16 protein-coding genes are annotated in these 19,661 nt (G+C 65.4%); 8 read left to right on the top strand and 8 right to left on the bottom strand.

What is annotated here, in order from left to right; all coding sequences use genetic code 11:
* Positions 1–135: 135 nt before the first annotated feature.
* On the bottom strand, positions 136–894 hold the full coding sequence (locus tag M2339_RS13535; RefSeq protein WP_181560946.1) for a hypothetical protein: 759 nt from the start codon (positions 892–894) through the stop codon (positions 136–138).
* A 349-nt stretch (positions 895–1,243) separates the two neighbouring features.
* Here M2339_RS13535 and M2339_RS13530 point away from each other — a divergent pair, with 349 nt between their 5' ends.
* The 6 genes from M2339_RS13530 (at position 1,244) to M2339_RS13505 (ending at position 8,634) form a co-directional block, all read left to right on the top strand.
* Positions 1,244–1,693, top strand: coding sequence for a DUF3576 domain-containing protein (locus M2339_RS13530; protein WP_264574095.1), 450 nt, complete (start codon positions 1,244–1,246; stop codon positions 1,691–1,693).
* A 47-nt stretch (positions 1,694–1,740) separates the two neighbouring features.
* Entirely contained in the window at positions 1,741–4,296 is a 2,556-nt protein-coding gene (gene leuS, locus M2339_RS13525) for a leucine--tRNA ligase (RefSeq protein ID WP_264588242.1), read from the top strand.
* Positions 4,296–4,808 (top strand): LPS assembly lipoprotein LptE, encoded by a 513-nt coding sequence (gene lptE / locus M2339_RS13520; protein ID WP_264588243.1) that lies wholly within the window; start codon positions 4,296–4,298, stop codon positions 4,806–4,808. Before leuS ends, lptE begins: the two co-directional genes overlap by 1 nt.
* On the top strand, positions 4,805–5,788 hold the full coding sequence (locus M2339_RS13515; protein ID WP_181560942.1) for a DNA polymerase III subunit delta: 984 nt from the start codon (positions 4,805–4,807) through the stop codon (positions 5,786–5,788). Before lptE ends, M2339_RS13515 begins: the two co-directional genes overlap by 4 nt.
* A 202-nt stretch (positions 5,789–5,990) precedes the next feature.
* A complete protein-coding gene (gene msrB, locus M2339_RS13510; RefSeq protein ID WP_264572327.1) occupies positions 5,991–6,401 on the top strand; it encodes a peptide-methionine (R)-S-oxide reductase MsrB in 411 nt (136 codons plus the stop codon).
* A 91-nt stretch (positions 6,402–6,492) separates the two neighbouring features.
* Positions 6,493–8,634 (top strand): transglycosylase domain-containing protein, encoded by a 2,142-nt coding sequence (locus M2339_RS13505; protein ID WP_264588244.1) that lies wholly within the window; start codon positions 6,493–6,495, stop codon positions 8,632–8,634.
* Between the two features lie 144 nt (positions 8,635–8,778).
* Here the strand turns inward: M2339_RS13505 and lpdA are convergent, their stop codons facing one another.
* The 7 genes from lpdA to mdh form a co-directional block, all read right to left on the bottom strand.
* Complete coding sequence (lpdA, locus tag M2339_RS13500) at positions 8,779–10,182, bottom strand: dihydrolipoyl dehydrogenase (RefSeq protein WP_264588245.1); 1,404 nt, start codon at positions 10,180–10,182, stop codon at positions 8,779–8,781.
* Positions 10,183–10,239: 57 nt separating this feature from the next.
* Positions 10,240–10,548: a GIY-YIG nuclease family protein gene (locus M2339_RS13495; protein WP_264606482.1), complete on the bottom strand. Its 309-nt coding sequence runs from the start codon at positions 10,546–10,548 to the stop codon at positions 10,240–10,242.
* Between the two features lie 50 nt (positions 10,549–10,598).
* Positions 10,599–11,879, bottom strand: coding sequence for a 2-oxoglutarate dehydrogenase complex dihydrolipoyllysine-residue succinyltransferase (gene odhB, locus M2339_RS13490; protein ID WP_264588246.1), 1,281 nt, complete (start codon positions 11,877–11,879; stop codon positions 10,599–10,601).
* Between the two features lie 33 nt (positions 11,880–11,912).
* Positions 11,913–14,732 (bottom strand): 2-oxoglutarate dehydrogenase E1 component, encoded by a 2,820-nt coding sequence (locus M2339_RS13485; RefSeq protein ID WP_264588247.1) that lies wholly within the window; start codon positions 14,730–14,732, stop codon positions 11,913–11,915.
* A gap of 99 nt (positions 14,733–14,831) precedes the next feature.
* Positions 14,832–15,716, bottom strand: coding sequence for a succinate--CoA ligase subunit alpha (sucD, locus tag M2339_RS13480; protein WP_181560935.1), 885 nt, complete (start codon positions 15,714–15,716; stop codon positions 14,832–14,834).
* Positions 15,713–16,021, bottom strand: a complete 309-nt coding sequence (locus M2339_RS13475) for a GIY-YIG nuclease family protein (protein ID WP_264588248.1) — start codon at positions 16,019–16,021, stop codon at positions 15,713–15,715. Before M2339_RS13475 ends, sucD begins: the two co-directional genes overlap by 4 nt.
* A gap of 70 nt (positions 16,022–16,091) precedes the next feature.
* Positions 16,092–17,054: a malate dehydrogenase gene (mdh, locus tag M2339_RS13470; protein WP_264576916.1), complete on the bottom strand. Its 963-nt coding sequence runs from the start codon at positions 17,052–17,054 to the stop codon at positions 16,092–16,094.
* Positions 17,055–17,505: 451 nt separating this feature from the next.
* On the opposite strand from mdh, the gene groES reads away from it, so the two are divergent.
* Both groES and groL read left to right on the top strand, forming a co-directional pair.
* Positions 17,506–17,793, top strand: a complete 288-nt coding sequence (gene groES, locus M2339_RS13465) for a co-chaperone GroES (protein ID WP_181560932.1) — start codon at positions 17,506–17,508, stop codon at positions 17,791–17,793.
* A gap of 38 nt (positions 17,794–17,831) precedes the next feature.
* Positions 17,832–19,478 (top strand): chaperonin GroEL, encoded by a 1,647-nt coding sequence (gene groL, locus M2339_RS13460; RefSeq protein ID WP_181560931.1) that lies wholly within the window; start codon positions 17,832–17,834, stop codon positions 19,476–19,478.
* The last annotated feature ends 183 nt before the right edge of the window (positions 19,479–19,661 follow it).

Here is a 19,661-nt window from a genome sequence, read left to right as displayed (position 1 = left end):
GGCGCCATTCGGCGGCCCGCACTGCGGTGCTGCCTTGTGGGGCGCTGCTGTGTCAATCATCGAGACGGAAGAACCACAGCACTTGCGGGCGCGACTCATCGCGCTCGCAAACCAAAGGTCAGCGCACAAGCGGGCTTAGAACTTGAAGGTGGTCCCGACGTAGACGGCCTGGCTGTCCTGCGCCTGATCGGTCACGGTCGGTGCGAGCCGGTTGTTCGGCCCGGCATAGCGCACGCCAGCCTTCAGGTTCAGGTTGCGGGTCAGCGAGTAGCTGCTCGACAGATCGACGGCATAGCTGGGCTCGGCGCCGAGCGTGGCCGGCGTATCTTCCGCCGGGGAGGCGGCAGCGACTTCGCGATGCTCAAGCTGGACATTCGCCGAGAAGCGATCCTGCTTCGGGCGCAGCGTGAAGCTGGCGACCGGCTCGCTGATCGACTTCTCGATGATCGGGTCGAGCCTGGAGGATTCGATGCGGGTGCCCGGCGTGAACCGCGCGAGACCCTTGGTCACGCCCAGCCGGTATGCGACAGGCGCGACGCCGAGATTGGGCAGAACCCGCTCGGACCGGCCATCCAGCGCGGAGGCCATGGCGTTTGGCGTGCGGACGAGAATGGTCAGCGAGCGATTGCCGGCCGCCGAACCGCTGGTCGGCGTGAAGCGGAAGCCCTTGCTCTGCGATTCGCGCGCGGCCTGCGCATAGGCCTTGGCCAGCTTCTCGTCATGGGTGACCGGCGTGAACGAACCGATGCTGCCCAGCATCTTCAGCGACACGCCGCTTTGGTCCAGACCCTTCGATTCTGCGCCGAGAACGGCGGAAAGCGCCGGGGTGAGGGCGAGCGAAAGGGCGGCTGTCAAAGCCCCCGCCAACGCGATCTTTCCCGTCTTCACCGTCACCGTTCGCTCCCTGCGCCGACTCCATTTTGAGGGCCGGTCTGTGTTCTTATATCATGAGGGGATAGCGCGGACCAGAAGCAGAGACGATTCGCTGGAAAGCGTGACCGATTCTCCACAGTGGCCACCGGCGAGCCGGTTATCCCCTTATAATCCCTTCGTGAAACGACCATTGTTCAACACGGTTGCAAAAATCAACCCACCGCAACTGAAATTGCGCCGGGCCGATGCCGGCAGCGGCGCGAGCGGCAGAGCCCGCGCAATCCGCCACTTGTGCCGCCGCCCTGCCTCACTATAGAGGCTGATCGACAGGGAGCCCGGTCACCACCGGACATCACGGGATAGGCAACGCATGGTTCTGAGCGGACACAAGACTTTGAAGGGCGGCCTGCTGCTGGCGCTTTCCTGCGGGCTGCTGGCAGGCTGCGGTGGCGGGAAGGATCGCCCCAAGGCCGATCTGGCCGCCTCGCGCGTGACCAGCATCGGCATCAACGGCTATCTCTGGCGCGCCAGCCTCGAGACGCTGTCCTTCATGCCCCTGCTCCAGACCGATTCCAACGGCGGCGTGATCCTGACCGACTGGTACATCAATCCCGCCGCGACGAACGAGCGCATGAAGCTGACGGTGACGATCCTCGACCAGGATCTGCGCGCCGATGCCCTGCGCGTGGCGGCCAGCCGCCAGATGCTGCAGAACGGCCAGTGGATCGACGCCCCGGTGCAGGCGGCGACGACCCAGAAGCTTGAAGAAATCATCCTGACGCGTGCCCGCGACCTGCGGCGCCGCGCGATCAGCGGCTGACAAAGCCCGGCCTCGGCGCCCGTCACGGGGCCGGACCGGCCCTATTGATGAACGAGGCGAGAGTGAGCGACAGACGCTTCAACCCTGCGCAGGCTGACGCCCGCTGGCAGGCCGTGTGGGACGACAGGGAGAGCTTCAAGGCCGGCACCCGCCAGGGCGCGCCGAGAAGCTATGTGCTGGAGATGTTCCCCTATCCCTCCGGGCGCATCCACATCGGCCATGTGCGCAACTATTCCATGGGTGACGTGCTGGCCCGCTTCCGCCGGATGCAGGGCCATGATGTGCTGCACCCGATGGGCTGGGACGCCTTCGGCATGCCCGCCGAAAATGCCGCGATGGAAAAGAAGATCCATCCGGGCAGCTGGACGCGCGACAATATCGCCTCGATGAAGGCGCAATTGAAGCGCCTCGGCTTCGCGCTCGACTGGAGCCGCGAGCTGGCGACCTGCGAGCCGGATTATTACGGCCAGGAGCAGGCGCTGTTCATCGACCTGTATGAGGCCGGCCTCGTCTACCGCAAGGAAAGCGCGGTGAACTGGGACCCGGTCGACATGACCGTGCTCGCCAATGAGCAGGTGATCGACGGCCGCGGCTGGCGCTCGGGCGCGCTGGTCGAGAAGCGCAAGCTCAACCAATGGTTCCTGCGCATCACCGACTTCGCAGACGACCTGCTCGCCGGCCTGGGCACGCTGGACAAGTGGCCCGAGAAGGTTCGCCTGATGCAGGAGAACTGGATCGGCAAGTCGCAGGGCATGCAGTTCCGGTTCCGGCTGGCAACGCCGGTTGGCGAGATTCAGGAGCTGGAGGTCTTCTCCACCCGTCCGGACACGCTGTTCGGCGCGAGCTTCGCAGCCATTGCCGCCGATCACCCAATTGCGCTGGCGCTCGCTCAGGACAATGCCGATCTCGCCGCGTTCGCCGAGGAATGCCGCCGGTCGGGCACCGCCGCGGCTGACCTGGAGACGCAGGAGAAGAAGGGCTTCGATACGGGCCTGAGCGTTGTCCATCCGCTCGATCCGGACTGGAAGCTGCCCCTGTTCGTCGCCAATTTCGTGCTGATGGATTATGGCACGGGCGCCGTCTTCGGCTGCCCGGCGCATGACCAGCGCGACCTCGACTTCGCGCGCAAATATATGCTGCCGGTGGAGCGCGTCGTCGCGCCGCAGGGCGAGGAGCAGGCGCCGATCCATGACGAGGCCTATACTGGCCCCGGTCGCCTCGTGAACTCGCGCTTCCTCGACGGCATGGCGGTGGAAGAGGCCAAGGCCGAAGTCATCCGCCGCGCCGAGGCCGAGGGCTGGGGCAAGGGCACGACCGTGTGGCGCCTGCGCGACTGGGGCGTCTCGCGCCAGCGCTACTGGGGCACGCCCATTCCGTTCATCCATTGCTCGGATTGCGGCGTGGTGCCCGTCCCCAAGGCGCAACTGCCGGTGGTGCTGCCCGAGGATGTGAGCTTCGACGTGCCCGGCAATCCGCTCGACCGGCACCCGACGTGGAAGCATGTCGATTGCCCCAAATGCGGCAAGGCTGCCGTGCGCGAGACCGACACGCTCGATACCTTCGTGGATTCGAGCTGGTACTTCATCCGCTTCGCCAGCCAGCCCGATGACCAGCCGTTCGACCGCGCCGAGGCCGAGAGCTGGCTGCCGGTCGGCCAGTATATCGGCGGTATCGAGCATGCGATCCTGCATCTGCTCTATGCCCGCTTCTGGACGCGCGCGCTGGCCCATATCGGCAAGATCAGCGTTGCCGAGCCGTTCGAGAGCCTGTTCACGCAGGGCATGGTTACGCATGAGACCTATGCCCGCAAGCAGGGCGAAGGCCTGCCGCCGCTCTACTACGCACCGAGCGAAGTGACGCGCACCGCCGAGGGCGCGACGCTGCTGGCCGATGGCGCGCCGGTCGAGATCGGCCGCGTCATCAAGATGTCCAAGTCCAAGAAGAATGTCGTGGACCCGGACGAGATCATCGAGCGCTATGGCGCGGACGCGGTGCGCTGGTTCATGCTCTCGGACTCGCCGCCTGAGCGCGACCTGCCGTGGAGCGAGGCCGGCATCGAGGGCTCATGGCGCTTCGTCAATCGCTTGTGGCGCATCTTCGGGCAGGTCGGCGAAACCGGCGACGGCAGCGAGGACAAAGCGCTCAAGCGCAAGCTGCACCAGACGGTCGACGGCGTCGCCAGGGATATCGAGGCGCTCGCCTTCAACAAGGGCGTCGCCAAGATCTATGAGCTGGCCAATGCCATCGAGAAGGCGGCGCCGTCCGTCACCCGCGCCGAGGCGATTCGCGCGCTGACGCTGCTGGTCGCGCCGATGACGCCGCACATCGCCGAGGAAGCCTGGGCCGAGATGGGCCATGAGGGCCTGATCGCCGACGCCATGTGGCCGTCTGTCGATCCGGCCTTGCTGGTCGATGACGAAGTGACCATCGCCATTCAGGTGATGGGCAAGCTGCGCGATACGATCACCGTCGCCAAGGGCACCGACAAGGCGACGCTGGAGAGCCTCGCGCTCGCCGCGCCCAATGTCGCGCGGCAGTTGGAAGGCCGGGCGCCGAAGAAAGTGATTGTGGTTCCGGATCGTCTGGTCAATCTGGTCGTCTGATGACCAGCGCTTTCCCTCCCCTCGTTTTGGGCCGCCTCGTTCTGGGCCTCGCCCTTGCCGCCAGCCTCTCGGCCTGCGGATTGAAGCCCATGTATGCGGGCGGGCGCAGCGGGGCTGCGGCGCAGGCGCTGGCGAGCGTGCAGGTGGAGCCGATCCCCGGAAAGAATGGCTGGCTGATGCGCAATGCGCTCAATGACCGGCTGGCGGCGATGGGCGATGCCGCGCCGCGCTTTCTGCTCAAGGTGCAGCTCGATGATCGCATCGAGGGCCTGGGCGTGCGCGCCGATGACACGGTGACGCGCGAACGCCGGACCCTGCGCGCGCGCTATCAGCTGGTCGACACGCAGGATGGCAAGACCGTGCTCGACGAGACGTCAAGTTGGGACGCGGGCATCGATGTGGCCTCCAGCGAATATGCGACGGTTGCGGCCGAGGATAGCGCGCTGGAGCGACTGACCGAGATCGTCGCCGACCGCGTGCTGGCCAGCGTGGCGCTCGCCGCGCGCGAATGAGCCTGCGGGCGGACAATCAGGCCGCGCTCAAGGCGCTGGACGACCCCGCGCCGAACATCCGTCTCTATCTGCTGTACGGGCCGGATGAAGCCGGCAGCGAAGCGCTGTCGGCGCGCGTCGGCAAGGCCATGGGGGCGGGCGCCGAGCGGATCGACCTGGATGGGGCGACGCTGCGCAGTGACCCGGCCCGCCTGCCGGATGAGGCCGCCGCCATCTCCATGTTCGGGGACAAGCGCTGGGTGCGCGTGCAGCCGGCGGGTGAGGAAGTCGTGCCCGCCGTCGAGGCCCTGCTGCAGGCGCCTGCGACCGGCAATCCGGTGGTGATGATCGCGGGCAATCTGCGCAAGACGAGCAAGCTGCTCAAGCTGTGCGAAGGCGACAAGGCGGTGATGGCCATCGTCAGCTATGCGCCGGAGGGTCGCAATGCCGATGCGCTGGCGGTCAGCATGGCGCGCGAACTCGGGCTGGAACTGCCGGGCGATCTGGCCCGTCGGCTGGTTGCGCTGACCGGCGCGGAGCGCGGGCTGCTGGCCGGCGAGATCGAAAAGCTGGCGCTGTATCTGGATGCCTCGCCGGAGGAGCCCAAGGCCGCGACGCCTGAGGCGCTGGATGCGCTGGGCGCCGAGGGGGGCGACCAGCAGCTCTTCAAGGCGGCGATGGTCGTGCTCTCGGGCAATGTCCGCGCCACCGAGCATGAGATGGCCCGGCTGCGCCAGAGTGGCGGCTCGCTGGCGGGGCTTGCCCGCCTCACCCTGCAACGCGCGATCGGCTTTGCGCAGGCACAGGGCGGACAGGCACCGCGCTTTGGCGGGCGTGGCGACGAGGAGGTGGCGCGCCGCTGGAGTGCCGAGGCGCTGGACAAGGCCATTCACCGGTTGGCCGAAGCCGAGCGCACCAGCCGCCTCTCGCACCAGATCGGCGAGACAGTGCTGGCGCAGGAGTTGATCAATGTCGCACGGCTCGGCGCACGCGGGCGCTAGGGCCAATCGACATTCAGCGCTGACGGCCTGCAAATGGCGGCATTCCGCGCTTCCGGTTTCTTAATCTGTCTGGGCCAGCGATCTTCAAGGCAGCGGGATCCCGGATCAAGTCCGGGATGACGAAAGAAGGGCTGACGAAAGCGTTTCTGCCCTCAAACCCGGTGCCATTGACGCGCCCGGGCAGGCACCCGATATTCCGTGCATGGACAAGATGAACCTCAGCGATGCCGAGTGGCGCGAGCGCCTGACCCCCGAGCAATATCATGTGCTGCGCGAGCACGGCACCGAGCGCGCCTTTGCGGGTGCCTATGACAAGCTCAAGGATGCCGGCATCTATCATTGCGCCGGTTGTGGCCTGCCGCTGTTCGACAGTGGGCATAAATATGACAGCGGCTCGGGCTGGCCGAGCTTCACCGCGCCGTTGGAAGACGAGGCAGTCAGCGAATATACCGACACGAGCCACGGCATGCGCCGGGTCGAGGTGCGCTGCGCGCGCTGCGACGGGCATCTGGGCCATGTCTTCCCTGATGGGCCGGGGCCGGAAGGCCTGCGCTACTGCATGAACAGCGTCGCGCTGGACTTCGAGCCGCAGGGCACCGCACAGGACGATTGATATCCTATTCAGCGCTTGTAAAGGCGCTGGACGCTTGTAGCGTCCTGCACAGTTGCAGCACGCAGCGGTTCGGAGCGGTACAAGGCAAGGCATGGCCAAGGCAAAATCGGGGAGCTCGATCAGGCTCTGGACCATCCGGCTGATCAAGGTCGGCATCGCACTCGCCATCGGCGGACTGATCGCGCTGGTGATTGCGGTCGTCATCGCGATGCAGTCGCTGCCGAGCTTCGACTCGCTCAAGAGCTCGCCCAATGGCCAGATGATCCGCGTCCATGCCGCAGACGGCTCGGTGCTCGTCTCGCTCGGGCCGAGCTATGGGCGCTGGCTCAACCATTCGCAGATTCCCGAGGTGATGACCCGCGCTTTGGTCTCGGTGGAAGACAAGCGCTTCTACATGCACCCCGGTGTCGATCCGATTGGCGTCGCCCGCGCGGCCTGGGTGGGCTATGTCCGCCGTGGCGAGGGCCGGCGGTTGCAGGGCGCGTCGACCATCACCCAGCAGTTGGCGCGCAACATCTTCCTCAACAACAGCTATTCCGCCGGCCGCAAGCTGCGTGAGATGATCCTGGCGCTGGCGATGGAGCGCAAGTTCAGCAAGTCCCAGATTCTGGAGCTGTACCTCAACAAGGTCTATTTCGGCGGTGGCGCCTATGGCGTGGATGCCGCGAGCCGCAAGTTCTTCAATCACCCGGCAACGACGCTCAGCCTCGAGGAAGCGGCGATCATCGCCGGGCTGGTGAAGGCGCCCTCGCATTATTCGCCCACGGCCGATGCCGATGCTGCCGCCGGCCGCGCCAGTGTGGTGCTGGACGTGATGGCGGCCAATGGCGACCTTACCAGCGCCGAGCGGGCCGCCGCCGATCTCGACAGCGTGCGACTGGTGCCCGAGAAGGCGCAGGACAGCGTGCGTTACTTCACCGACTGGGTGCTGCCGCAGCTCGATACGCTGATCGACGAGCGCGAGCAGCCGCTCGACGTCTACACGACGCTCGATCCCCGGATGCAGCGGGCTGCCGTCGCGGCGCTCAAGGGCAATGTGCCGGGTGGCGCGCAGGGTGCGCTGGTCAGCCTCGACCGCGATGGCGCGGTGCGGGCGCTGGTCGGCGGGCTGGATTATGTCAGCTCCAACTATAACCGCGCGACCGTCGCCCAGCGGCAGCCGGGCTCGGCCTTCAAGCTGTTCGTCTATCTCTCGGCGCTGGAAGCGGGTTACACGCCCGAGACGCGGGTCGTGGACAGCCCGGTGACGATCAACGGCTGGTCGCCGCGCAACGACAATCGCCGCAATGTCGGCGAGATCGACGTGCGCACCGCCTTTGCCTATTCGATCAATACCATCGCCGCCAAGTTGGGCATGGAAGTGGGCTTCTCGACCGTCGCCGACATGGCGCGGCGGTTCGGCATTTCCACGACGATCAACACCCATCCCTCGATGGTGCTCGGCACGTCCGAGGTCCACCTCATCGACATGACGCAGGCCTTTGCCTCGGTCGCCCGCAAGGGTGTGGCGGTGCGGCCCTATGGCATCCTCAAGGTGACCACGGCCGATGGCACCACCCTGTATGAGCATGAGGACGATACCAGCCGCGTGCTGGTGGCGCCCTGGGTCGCGGCGGGGATGACCGATCTGATGCAGACGGCGGTGAACACCGGCACGGGCCGCGCGGCCCAGATCGGCCGGCCTGTCGCAGGCAAGACCGGCACGACCACCAGCAACAAGGATGGCTGGTTCGTCGGCTTCTCCAGCGGCATCACCACCGGGGTGTGGATGGGCCGCGACGATAGTCGTAGAGTGGGTGGCTTGGCCGGCGGTCGCGCGCCAGCGCGGGCCTTTGCGGCCTTTATGCGCACCGCCGTGGCCAATCGCCCGGTCGAGAATTTCGAGACCGAGGTGGTGCTGCCCGAATGGCAGCTCGAACCGGACGAAGAGGCCTATGGCTCGCCCGACAATGGCATGATGGTGGACGAGAACGGCTTGCCACTGCCGCCTGCCGAGGGCCAGAGCAGCGGTGCCGAAGGCGCAACGCCGGGCGACACCAGCGGCACCGAAGCGCCGCGCCGGATCGACCAGCGCTGGATCGACGAAGTGCTCGGCCGCGACGAACGCCCGGCGCGCCCGGCACCCGCCCAGCCGGGCCAGCAACGCCCGCCGCCGCAACAGCGTCAGGCGCCGCCCGCGCAGCCCCAGCCGCAGCGGGAATCGCCGTCGATCCTGCCATCGGGGATGCAGTAGGGGGCTGGTTCAGCCGCGGAAGACTGGTCAGTGCAGCGCCGGACGTGCGCGAATCTTCCACCAGCATTCAGCCTCGCTGGCGAACAAGCTTACACGCGGGCAAAGGGGAAGCTCCTGACCGGACAGGCCGGTCAGGACGCCAATTCACATGTGGATGGGCTTGCCGAGCACTGCCATCGCGGCTTCCTTCACCGACTCATTGTGCGTCGGGTGGGCGTGGCAGGTGTAGGCGATGTCCTCTGACGTCGCGCCGAACTCCATGGCCTGCGCAGCCTGGGCGATCATCGTGCCGGCGGGATCGGCGACGATCCACACGCCCAGCACGCGGTCGGTCTCGGCATCGGCGATCACCTTCACGAAGCCGTCGGTCGCGCTGATCGCCTTGGCGCGGCTGTTCGCCATCATCGGGAACTTGCCGACCTTGACCTCGCCCTTCTCGCGGGCAGCTTCCTCGGTCAGACCGACACCGGCGATCTCCGGGCTGGTGTAGACGACGCTGGGGATGACGTCATGATTGACGATGCCGGTCATGCCGGCGATGTTCTCGGCGACGGCAATGCCTTCATCCTCGGCCTTGTGCGCGAGCATGGGGCCGGGAATCACGTCGCCCAGGGCCCAGACGCCATCGACCTTGGTGGAGAAATCGGGACCGGTCTCGATCTGGCCGCGCTGGTTCAGCTCCAGCCCGATCTTGTCGAGGCCGAGGCCCTGCGTGTTCGGGCGGCGGCCGATGGCGACCAGCACCGTATCGGCCTCGATCGTCTCGGCGGTGCCACCGGCAGCCGGCTCGACCGTCACGCTGGCCTTGCCGCCCTTGACGGCGACGCCGGTCACCTTGGTGCCGGTGCGGATCTCGAAACCCTGCTTGGCGAACAGCTTGGCGGCTTCCTTGCGCACCTCGCCATCCATGCCGGGCAGGATCTGGTCGAGATATTCAATCACGGTGACCTTGGCGCCCAGGCGACCCCAGACCGACCCCAGTTCGAGGCCGATGACGCCGCCGCCGATCACCACCAGATGATCCGGCACCTTCTTGAGCGCCAGCGCGCCGGTGGAATCGACCACCACGCCCTTGTCATTGTCGATCTCGACTCCGGGCAACGGCGTCACGCTGGAGCCGGTGGCGATAACGATGTTCTTGGCGGTCACCGTCTTGCCGGCCACCTCGACGCTGTGCGCGTCCTTGAAGCTGGCGAGCCCCTTGAGCCATTCAACCTTGTTCTTCTTGAACAGGAACTCGATGCCGCCGGTGAGGCCCTTCACGGCCGCATCCTTGTCCGCCAGCATCGCCGGCAGATCGAGCGACACGGAGCCCAGCTTGATGCCGTGCTTGGCCAGCACGCCATCCTTGGCCTCATGGAACAGGTGCGAGGCGTGCAGCAGCGTCTTAGAGGGAATGCAGCCGACATTGAGGCAGGTGCCGCCCAGCGTCTCCCGGCTTTCCGCGCAGGCGGTCTTCAGCCCAAGCTGCGCGGCGCGGATCGCCGCCACATAACCGCCCGGCCCGGCGCCGATTACGAGAACGTCATAGTCGAACTGGTCTGCCATTACTCGCTCCATTGACCGGTCACCGTTTTGTGTTCCTGCGAAGGCAGGAACCCACGGCTAGGTCGCAATCACCGACCACAGATCGCGCCATTCGGGATTGTTCTCCCTGATCAGGCGGACTTTCCAGGCCCGTTTCCATTTCTTCATTTGCAGTTCGCGCAGCCGCGCTTCCTGCAGATCGTCATATACTGCGTACCAAACAAGGAGCCGGCAACCATAGCGTTTGCTGAACCCTTCGACGTGACCCTCGCGATGCTGATGACACCGCGCGACGAGGACGCTCGTGACGCCGAGGTACAGCGTTCCGTTCGGCTTGCTGGCCATCAGATACACAAAGCCAGATTTCGTCGTTTCTTCTCCGTCGATGGGCTCCTGCCTTCGCAGGAGCACGCGTCAATCTGCTATTTTTCCCTGCCTCACAAATCGATCAGCAGCCGGGTCGGGTCCTCGATGGCGTTTTTGAGGGCGACGAGGAAGGTCACGGCCTCGCGGCCATCGACCATGCGGTGATCGTAGCTCAGCGCCAGATACATCATCGGACGCGCGACGATCTGGCCGTCGACCACCACGGCGCGCTCCTCGATGCGGTGCAGGCCGAGCACGCCGGACTGGGGCGGGTTGATGATCGGCGTCGACATGAGCGAGCCGAACACGCCGCCGTTGGAGATGGTGAAGGTGCCGCCGGCCATGTCCGCCATCGACAGCGTGCCTTCCTTGGCGCGCTTGCCGAAATCGGCGATGGTCTTCTCGATCTCGGCGATGCTCATCGTCTCGGCATTGCGGATGACCGGCACCACGAGGCCATTGGGCGCCGACACCGCGACCGAGATGTCGCAGAAATCATTGTAGACGATCTCGTCGCCCTCGATCTGCGCATTGACGCCCGGAATATCCTTGAGCGCCATGCATGCGGCCTTCACGAAGAAGCCCATGAAGCCCAGACGCACGCCGTGCTTCTTCTCGAACAGATCTTTGTACTTGGCGCGCGCCGCGATGACGGCGCTCATGTCCACATCGTTGAACGTGGTCAGGATCGCGGCGTTGTTCTGCGCTTCCTTGAGGCGCCGCGCGACAGTCTGACGCAGGCGCGTCATCTTCACGCGTTCCTGGTGGCGCGACGGGCCGGAGCTGCCGGCAGCCGGTGCCGGCGCGGCGGCGGCCACGGCGGACTCGCTCGCGACGGCGCTGCCATCGGCGATGGCGGCCATCACGTCGTCCTTGGTCAGGCGCCCGTCTTTGCCCGTGCCCTTGATCTTGCTGGGGTCGAGGCCATGCTCCAGTACCAGCCGGCGGACGGCAGGCGAGAGGGTGATGGCGCCAAGCGTGCTGTCGCCCTCATGCGCGGCCTGCGCGGGCGCGGGTGTGAGCGTCGGCGTCGGTGCAGGCGCTGCCTCGGTCTTGGCCGGGGCCGGCGCAGCGGCTTCCGCCTTGGCCGGTGCGGGCTTGCTGGCCGCAGCCGCACCTTCCTGCACGGTGGCGATGACGGCGCCGACATTCACGGTGTCGCCTTCCTTCACCAGCAGCTCGCCCAGCACGCCGGCAACCGGCGCGGGGACTTCCACCGCAACCTTGTCGGTCTCCAGGCTGGCGATCGGCTCATCGGCCTTCACCGCGTCGCCGGGCTTCTTCAGCCACTGGCCCACCGTCGCTTCCGTGACGGATTCACCCAGAGTCGGCACTTTCACTTCAGTGGCCATGTCTTTCCTCCTGCCCGGCGCGGCCTGCGCGGACTATGCTTTCTTCTGGCGCTTGATCTCGGTGCGCACATTGTGACCGAGCGCGTCCGCAATGAGCGCACCCTGCTCGGCCTGGTGACGGCGGGCAAGGCCGGTGGCGGGCGAGGCCGAAGCCTTGCGACCTGCGTAGCGGGCGCGCATCGGCGCCTTGCCGGCCTGATCGAGCGCCTCCTCGATATAGGGCTCCACGAAGAACCACGCACCATTGTTGCGGGGCTCCTCCTGACACCACACCACTTCCTCCAGCACGGTCATGCGCTTGAGGCGCGTGGCGAGCGCCTCGGTCGGGAAGGGATAGAGCTGCTCGATGCGGACGATCTGCACGTCCTTGTCTCCGGCTGCGTCGCGCGCTTCCATGAGGTCATAGGCGACCTTGCCGGAACACAGCACCAGCCGGCGCGTCTTCTCGTCCGCCGCGGGCGCGGGGTCGGATAGGATGCGCATGAAATGGCGATCGCCCTGGAAATCCTCGGCCTTGCTCACTGCCAGCTTGTGCCGCAACAGCGACTTGGGCGTGAAGATGATGAGCGGCTTGCGGAATGGGCGCAACATCTGCCGGCGCAGGATGTGGAAATAGTTGGCCGGCGTGGTGCAGTTGGCGATCTGGATATTGCCTTCCGCGCAGAGCTGCAGGAAGCGCTCGAGCCGTGCGGAGCTGTGCTCGGGCCCTTGCCCCTCATAGCCATGCGGCAGCAGCAGCACGAGGCCATTGGCCCGCAGCCACTTGGACTCGGACGAGGCGATATATTGATCGATGATGATCTGCGCGCCATTGGCGAAATCGCCGAACTGCGCTTCCCACAGCACCAGGCTCTTGGGGTCCGCCATGGCATAGCCATATTCAAAGCCCAGCACGCCATATTCGGAGAGCGGGCTGTCATAGACCTCGAAATGGCCGTGCGGCACGGTGGAGAGCGGGATGTACTTCTTCTCGCTGTCCTGATCGACCCAGACGGCGTGACGCTGGCTGAACGTGCCGCGGCCCGAATCCTGACCCGACAGGCGCACGCCATAGCCTTCCGACAGTAGCGAGCCGAAGGCCAGGGCCTCGCCCGTCGCCCAGTCGAAATTCTCGCCGGTCTTGAACATCTCCGCCTTGGCATCGAGCACGCGGCGCAAGGTGCGGTGGACGTTCACGCCTTCGGGCACCGTCGTCAGCGTCCTGCCCAGGCTCTCGAACAGCTTGGGGGAGACGGCGGTTTCGACATTCTTGCGCGCGGTTTCGATGTCGGCGGGCTGATGCAGGCCGGACCAGCGACCGGCGAACCAGTCGGCATGATTGGCCTTGTAGGTCTTGGCCGATTCAAACTCTTCCTCGAGATGATCGACGAAGCCCTCGACCTGCGCGGAGAGGAACGAATCGTCCACCACGCCCTCTTCACGCAGACGCGAGGCATAGACCTCGCTCACCGGCGGATGCTGCTTGATGCGCGCATACATGAGCGGCTGGGTGAAGCTCGGCTCGTCGCCCTCATTGTGGCCGAAGCGGCGGTAGCACCACATGTCGATCACGATGTCGCGATGGAAGGTCTGGCGATATTCGATCGCCAGCTTGCAGGCGAAGGTCACCGCCTCGGGATCATCGCCATTCACATGAATGATCGGTGCCTGCACGCCCTTGGCGACGTCGCTCGGATAGGGCGAGCCGCGCGAGAATTGCGGGCTGGTGGTGAAGCCGATCTGGTTGTTGACGACGAAGTGGATGCAGCCGCCAGTATTGTAGCCGCGCACGCCGGAAAAGCCGAAGCACTCCCACACAATGCCCTGACCGGCGAAGGCCGCATCGCCATGGATGAGCACGGGCAGCACCTGCTTGTGCTTGCCGGGGCCGATATCGTCGCGGAACAGCTGCTGCGCGCGCACCTTGCCGAGCACGATCGGGTCCACCGTCTCCAGGTGCGAGGGGTTGGGCACCAGCGACATGTGGACATTGATGCCGTCGAAATCACGGTCGGTCGATGTGCCGAGATGGTATTTCACGTCGCCGGAGCCGCCGACATCCTCGGGATTGGCAGTGCCGCCCGAGAACTCGTGGAAGATCACGCGGAAGCCCTTGGCCATCACATTGGCCAGCACATTGAGGCGGCCACGATGGGCCATGCCGTACACGATCTCGCGCACGCCGAGCTGACCGCCATATTTGATCACAGCTTCGAGCGCCGGAATCATGGATTCGCCGCCATCGAGGCCGAAGCGCTTGGTGCCGACATATTTGCGGCCCAGGAACTTCTCATATTGCTCGGCCTGGATGACCTTGGCGAGGATCGCCTTCTTGCCCTCGGGCGTGAAGATGATTTCCTTGTCCTTGCCTTCCATGCGGTCCTGCAGGAAGCGGCGCTCCTCCACATCGGAGATGTGCATATATTCGAGGCCAACATTGCCGCAGTAATTGGCGCGCAGAATGTCCACCAGCTCGCGGATCGTCGTCCACTCAAGGCCGAGCGCGCCGCCGACATAGACCTTGCGGTCCTGCTCCGCGCCGGAGAAGCCATGATATTCTGGCGTCAGGTCGGCCGGCAGGTCGCGCTGGCTCAGGCCGAGCGGATCGAGATTGGCCGCCAGATGGCCGCGCACCCGATAGGTGCGGATGAGCATCATCGCGCGGATCGAATCGGCGGCGGCCTTGGCGACATCGGCCTGCGAGGCGGGCGCGCCGCTCCTGGCGGCGGCGGCCTTGATCGCCACCTGCATCTGCGTGGGGTCGAGCGCGGCGGTCAGGTCGTCCGTGCTGTCGAGTGGCCAGCCCTTGCGCGCCCAGCTCGGCCCTTGTTCGGCCTCTTGCGCGCCGCTGAATTCCTGATTCTCGTAACCCATCGGTTCGATCCTTGCCTCTCTCCGCCGGGCGGAAGACGCCTGTGCCGCCATCCCGGACCGGCCTTGTAAGCCGTCCCGGGTGAAGCGGCTGTTAACCACCTACGCCTTGAGCACCTCAAGCAGCGTCGTGCCCAGCTCCGAAGGGCTGGCCGCGACCTTGATGCCCGCTGCTTCCATCGCCGCGATCTTGCTTTCCGCATCGCCCTTGCCGCCCGAGACGATCGCACCGGCATGGCCCATGCGACGGCCCGGAGGCGCCGTGCGGCCCGCGATGAAGCCGGCCATCGGCTTCTTGCGGCCCTTCTTGGCCTCGTCGATCAGGAACTGCGCGGCCTGCTCCTCGGCATCGCCGCCGATCTCGCCGATCATGATGATGCTCTGCGTCGCCTCATCGGCGAGGAACAGCTCCAGCACGTCGATGAAATTGGTGCCGTTGACCGGATCGCCGCCGATGCCGACGGCAGTCGTCTGGCCAAGGCCGGCATTGGAGGTCTGGAACACCGCCTCATAGGTCAGCGTGCCCGAGCGCGACACGACGCCGACGCTGCCCTTGCGGAAGATGGAGCCGGGCATGATGCCGATCTTGCACTCGTCCGGCGTCAGCACGCCGGGGCAGTTCGGGCCGATGAGGCGCGACTTGCTACCCGAGAGCGCGCGCTTCACGCGCACCATGTCGAGCACCGGAATGCCTTCCGTGATCGTGACGATCAGCGGCACTTCCGCGTCGATCGCTTCCAGGATCGAATCGGCGGCGAATGGCGGCGGCACGTAGATGACGCTCGCGGTGGCGCCGGTCTTGGCCACGGCTTCTTCCACCGTGTCGAACACCGGCAGGCCGATGTGGCTGGTGCCGCCTTTGCCCGGCGTCACGCCACCGACCATCTGCGTGCCATAGGCCAGCGCCTGTTCGGTGTGGAACGTGCCGGTCGCGCCGGTCATGCCCTGCGTGATGACCTTGGTGTTCTTGTCGACGAGGATGCTCATGGGCTCGCTTCGCTTCCTTGTTCCCCGGCGAAGGCCGGGGTCCAGTTCTGACAGATGGACTCGAACAGATCGTTCCAGTCCGGGTTTACTTCTTCAATGATCCGCAGTTCGCGCTGTCGCGCGTTCTGAAGATCGTCATGGGCTTCGTACCAAACCAGCAGCTTGCAGCCATATTTGGCGGTGAAGCCCTTGATCTCTCCTGTCCGATGCTGAGTGACGCGTCTCACCAGATCACTCGTCACACCGGTATAAATCGTCCCGTTCCGCCGACCTGCCATGATGTAAACATAGCCGGCGCAGGTCATTGCATCACCGCCGCTGCTGGGCCCCGGCCTTCGCCGGGGAACAGGAAGAGCAAGCGATGCGCTTCATCGCTTACGCCAGGCTCGGATCGATGCCCTTGCACGCCACCAGCAGTTCCTTGACCGCATCGACGCTGACCTGGAGATTGCCCTTGGCTTCGTCATCCAGCGCGATCTCGACGATCTGCTCGACGCCGTCCTTGCCGATGATCACCGGCACGCCGACATACAGGCCGTCGACGCCGTACTTGCCCTCGACATAGGCGGCGCAGGGCAGCAGGCGCTTCTGATCGCCCAGATAGGCCTCCGCCATGGCGATGCCGCTGGTTGCGGGCGCATAATAAGCCGAGCCGGTCTTGAGCAGGCCGACGATCTCGCCGCCGCCCGAACGAGTGCGCTGCACGATGGCATCGATACGCTCCTTGGTGGAGCGGCCCTGCTTGATGAGGTCGGGCACGGGAATGCCGGCGACGGTCGAATATTGCACGACCGGCACCATGGTATCGCCATGGCCGCCGAGCACGAAGGTCGTGACGTCCTTGGCGGACACTTCGAACTCTTCGGCGATGAAGTGGCTGAACCGGGCCGAATCGAGCACGCCGGCCATGCCAACGACCTTGTTGTGCGGCAGGCCGGAGAATTCGCGCAGCGCCCAGACCATCGCGTCGAGCGGGTTGGTGATGCAGATCACGAACGCGTCGGGCGCATTGTCGCGAATGCCCTCGCCGACGGCCTTCATGACCTTGAGGTTGATGCCGAGCAGATCGTCACGGCTCATGCCCGGCTTGCGGGCGACGCCGGCGGTGACGATGATGACGTCGGCCCCGGCAATGTCGGCATAATCGTTGGAGCCGGTGATCTTGGCGTCGAAGCCTTCGACCGGACCGCACTGCGAGAGATCGAGCGCCTTGCCCTGGGGAATCCCTTCGACCACGTCGAACAGGACGATATCGCCAAGCCCTTTGAGAGCCGCGAGGTGAGCAAGCGTGCCGCCGATATTGCCGGCACCAATAAGCGCGATCTTCTTCCGGGCCATGCGCGTCTCCTTCTTTGCGCGGTGGTCGATGAGGCGCCCATAGGCCCAATTTCCTTACCGTTCAATGACGATCGGGCCAGATTCCGGCTTTTCTTTGCGATTAGTTCGCAATATCATTTAGGGGCGTTCAGCCGGTCCTTGAGGCGGATGAGTGACCGTCATCGATGGATCGCGACGCCTTCGACGCGATACCGTCCAACGGCCGAGAACGCCGAACGGTCCACCGCGCGGGCAAAAGAACGAATAGTTTTTTGCTGCACTGCGCCTTGACGTGGGGTTCGACCGACCCATATGGCGGCCGTTAGCACTCACTCGCTGACAGTGCTAACACAGTGTTTCACAGGCGGGGTGCCGGAGTCGGTATCCGGGGGGCGCGCAGGCTTCGGCAAGGGCCGGCCGGGCGATCCATCGGAGAGCGACAGCGCCCGCCGCTATGGAAAGGACTTGGATAATGGGATTTCGTCCGCTGCACGACCGCGTGCTCGTTCGCCGCATCGAAGCCGATGAGAAGACTGCCGGTGGCATCATCATTCCCGACAGCGCCAAGGAAAAGCCGCAGGAAGGCGAGATCGTCTCCGTGGGTACGGGCGCCAAGGCGGAAGACGGCAAGGTGACGCCGCTCGACGTCAAGGCCGGTGACCGCGTGCTGTTCGGCAAGTGGTCCGGCACCGAGGTCAAGGTCGACGGTGAAGACCTGCTCATCATGAAGGAAAGCGACATTCTGGGCGTCATCGCCTGATTCTCGCACTCCGTTGAATTCAAGGAAGGACTAGCAACATGGCAGCCAAGGACGTCAAATTTTCCCGCGATGCCCGTGAGCGCATCCTGCGCGGCGTGGACATTCTCGCCGATGCAGTGAAGGTCACCCTCGGTCCCAAGGGCCGTAACGTCGTGATCGACAAGAGCTTCGGCGCCCCCCGCATCACCAAGGACGGTGTGTCGGTCGCCAAGGAAATCGAGCTCAAGGACAAGTTCGAGAACATGGGCGCCCAGATGGTGCGCGAAGTGGCCTCGAAGACCAACGACATTGCCGGTGACGGCACCACCACCGCGACCGTTCTCGCCCAGGCGATCGTGCGCGAGGGCATGAAGTCGGTTGCGGCCGGCATGAACCCGATGGACCTCAAGCGCGGCATCGACCTCGCGGTGACCAAGGTGGTCGAGGACCTCAAGGCCCGCTCCAAGGCCGTTTCCGGCAACAAGGAAATCGCCCAGGTCGGCATCATCTCCGCCAACGGCGACACCGAAGTCGGCGAGAAGATCGCTGAGGCTATGGAAAAGGTCGGCAAGGAAGGCGTGATCACGGTCGAGGAAGCCAAGGGCCTCGATTTCGAGCTGGACGTCGTGGAAGGCATGCAGTTCGACCGCGGCTACCTCTCGCCCTACTTCATCACCAATCCCGAGAAGATGCAGGTCGAGCTGGCTGACCCCTACATCCTCATCCACGAGAAGAAGCTCTCCTCGCTGCAGGCGCTGCTTCCCATCCTGGAGGCCGTGGTGCAGTCGGGTCGTCCGCTGCTCATCATCGCCGAGGATATCGAGGGTGAGGCTCTGGCCACGCTCGTCGTCAACAAGCTGCGTGGTGGCCTGAAGGTCGCTGCCGTGAAGGCGCCGGGCTTCGGTGACCGTCGCAAGGCCATGCTGGAAGACATCGCCGTCCTGACCAAGGGCGAGGTGATCTCCGAGGATCTCGGCATCAAGCTCGAGAACGTCACGGTCGGCATGCTCGGCACCGCCAAGCGCGTCACCATCGACAAGGACAACACCACCATCGTCGATGGCGCTGGCGATGCGGATGCCATCAAGGGCCGCACCGAGCAGATCCGCGCGCAGATCGAGACGACCACGTCCGACTACGACCGCGAGAAGCTGCAGGAGCGTCTGGCCAAGCTGGCTGGCGGCGTGGCCGTCATCAAGGTTGGCGGTGCGTCCGAGGTCGAGGTGAAGGAGCGCAAGGATCGCGTTGACGATGCGCTGCACGCCACCCGCGCGGCTGTCGAGGAAGGCATTGTCCCCGGCGGTGGTACGGCTCTGCTGTACGCCACCAAGGCGCTGGCCGGCCTCAAGGGCGTCAATGACGACCAGACCCGCGGCATCGACATCATCCGCAAGGCCATCGAAGCGCCGCTGCGTCAGATCGCCCAGAATGCGGGCTTCGACGGTGCCGTCGTCGCTGGCAACCTGCTGCGCGAAAATGACGAGACCCGGGGCTTCAACGCTTCGACCGACGTCTATGAGAACCTGGTGGAAGCCGGCGTGATCGACCCGACCAAGGTTGTGCGCGCGGCTCTGCAGGACGCGGCTTCGGTTGCCGGTCTGCTCATCACCACCGAGGCGACCATTGCCGAGCTGCCCGAGGACAAGTCCTCGGCTCCGGCTGGCATGCCCGGCGGCATGGGTGGCATGGGCGGCATGGACTTCTAAGAAGTTCACCGTTTTGGTATCAGGGAAGGCCGTCGGGAAACCGGCGGCCTTTTCCTTTGGGCAACGGCGGGCCGTGCGGGCGCCGCCGGTTTCGCACAAGCATCTTCCCATCGGCGCGCAATGCCGACACAGTAGGACATCGCAACCTGGCGCTGCCTGTTCCGCGGCGCCCGATCAGGATGA

It is taken from the genome of Sphingobium sp. B2D3C (genome assembly GCF_025961835.1).
GTDB lineage: Bacteria > Pseudomonadota > Alphaproteobacteria > Sphingomonadales > Sphingomonadaceae > Sphingobium.
This window is presented reverse-complemented; position numbering and strand designations above follow the sequence as displayed.

What these genes read in the sequence shown, in the direction of transcription:
- odhB (WP_264588246.1), bottom strand. Translation starts at nt 11,879, where the DNA reads ATGGCCACTGAAGTGAAAGTGCCGACTCTGGGTGAATCCGTCACGGAA.
- msrB (WP_264572327.1), top strand. Translation starts at nt 5,991, where the DNA reads ATGGACAAGATGAACCTCAGCGATGCCGAGTGGCGCGAGCGCCTGACC.
- lpdA (WP_264588245.1), bottom strand. Translation starts at nt 10,182, where the DNA reads ATGGCAGACCAGTTCGACTATGACGTTCTCGTAATCGGCGCCGGGCCG.
- groL (WP_181560931.1), top strand. Translation starts at nt 17,832, where the DNA reads ATGGCAGCCAAGGACGTCAAATTTTCCCGCGATGCCCGTGAGCGCATC.
- M2339_RS13530 (WP_264574095.1), top strand. Translation starts at nt 1,244, where the DNA reads ATGGTTCTGAGCGGACACAAGACTTTGAAGGGCGGCCTGCTGCTGGCG.
- leuS (WP_264588242.1), top strand. Translation starts at nt 1,741, where the DNA reads ATGAACGAGGCGAGAGTGAGCGACAGACGCTTCAACCCTGCGCAGGCT.
- M2339_RS13505 (WP_264588244.1), top strand. Translation starts at nt 6,493, where the DNA reads ATGGCCAAGGCAAAATCGGGGAGCTCGATCAGGCTCTGGACCATCCGG.
- lptE (WP_264588243.1), top strand. Translation starts at nt 4,296, where the DNA reads ATGACCAGCGCTTTCCCTCCCCTCGTTTTGGGCCGCCTCGTTCTGGGC.
- M2339_RS13485 (WP_264588247.1), bottom strand. Translation starts at nt 14,732, where the DNA reads ATGGGTTACGAGAATCAGGAATTCAGCGGCGCGCAAGAGGCCGAACAA.
- M2339_RS13515 (WP_181560942.1), top strand. Translation starts at nt 4,805, where the DNA reads ATGAGCCTGCGGGCGGACAATCAGGCCGCGCTCAAGGCGCTGGACGAC.
- sucD (WP_181560935.1), bottom strand. Translation starts at nt 15,716, where the DNA reads ATGAGCATCCTCGTCGACAAGAACACCAAGGTCATCACGCAGGGCATG.
- mdh (WP_264576916.1), bottom strand. Translation starts at nt 17,054, where the DNA reads ATGGCCCGGAAGAAGATCGCGCTTATTGGTGCCGGCAATATCGGCGGC.
- M2339_RS13475 (WP_264588248.1), bottom strand. Translation starts at nt 16,021, where the DNA reads ATGACCTGCGCCGGCTATGTTTACATCATGGCAGGTCGGCGGAACGGG.
- groES (WP_181560932.1), top strand. Translation starts at nt 17,506, where the DNA reads ATGGGATTTCGTCCGCTGCACGACCGCGTGCTCGTTCGCCGCATCGAA.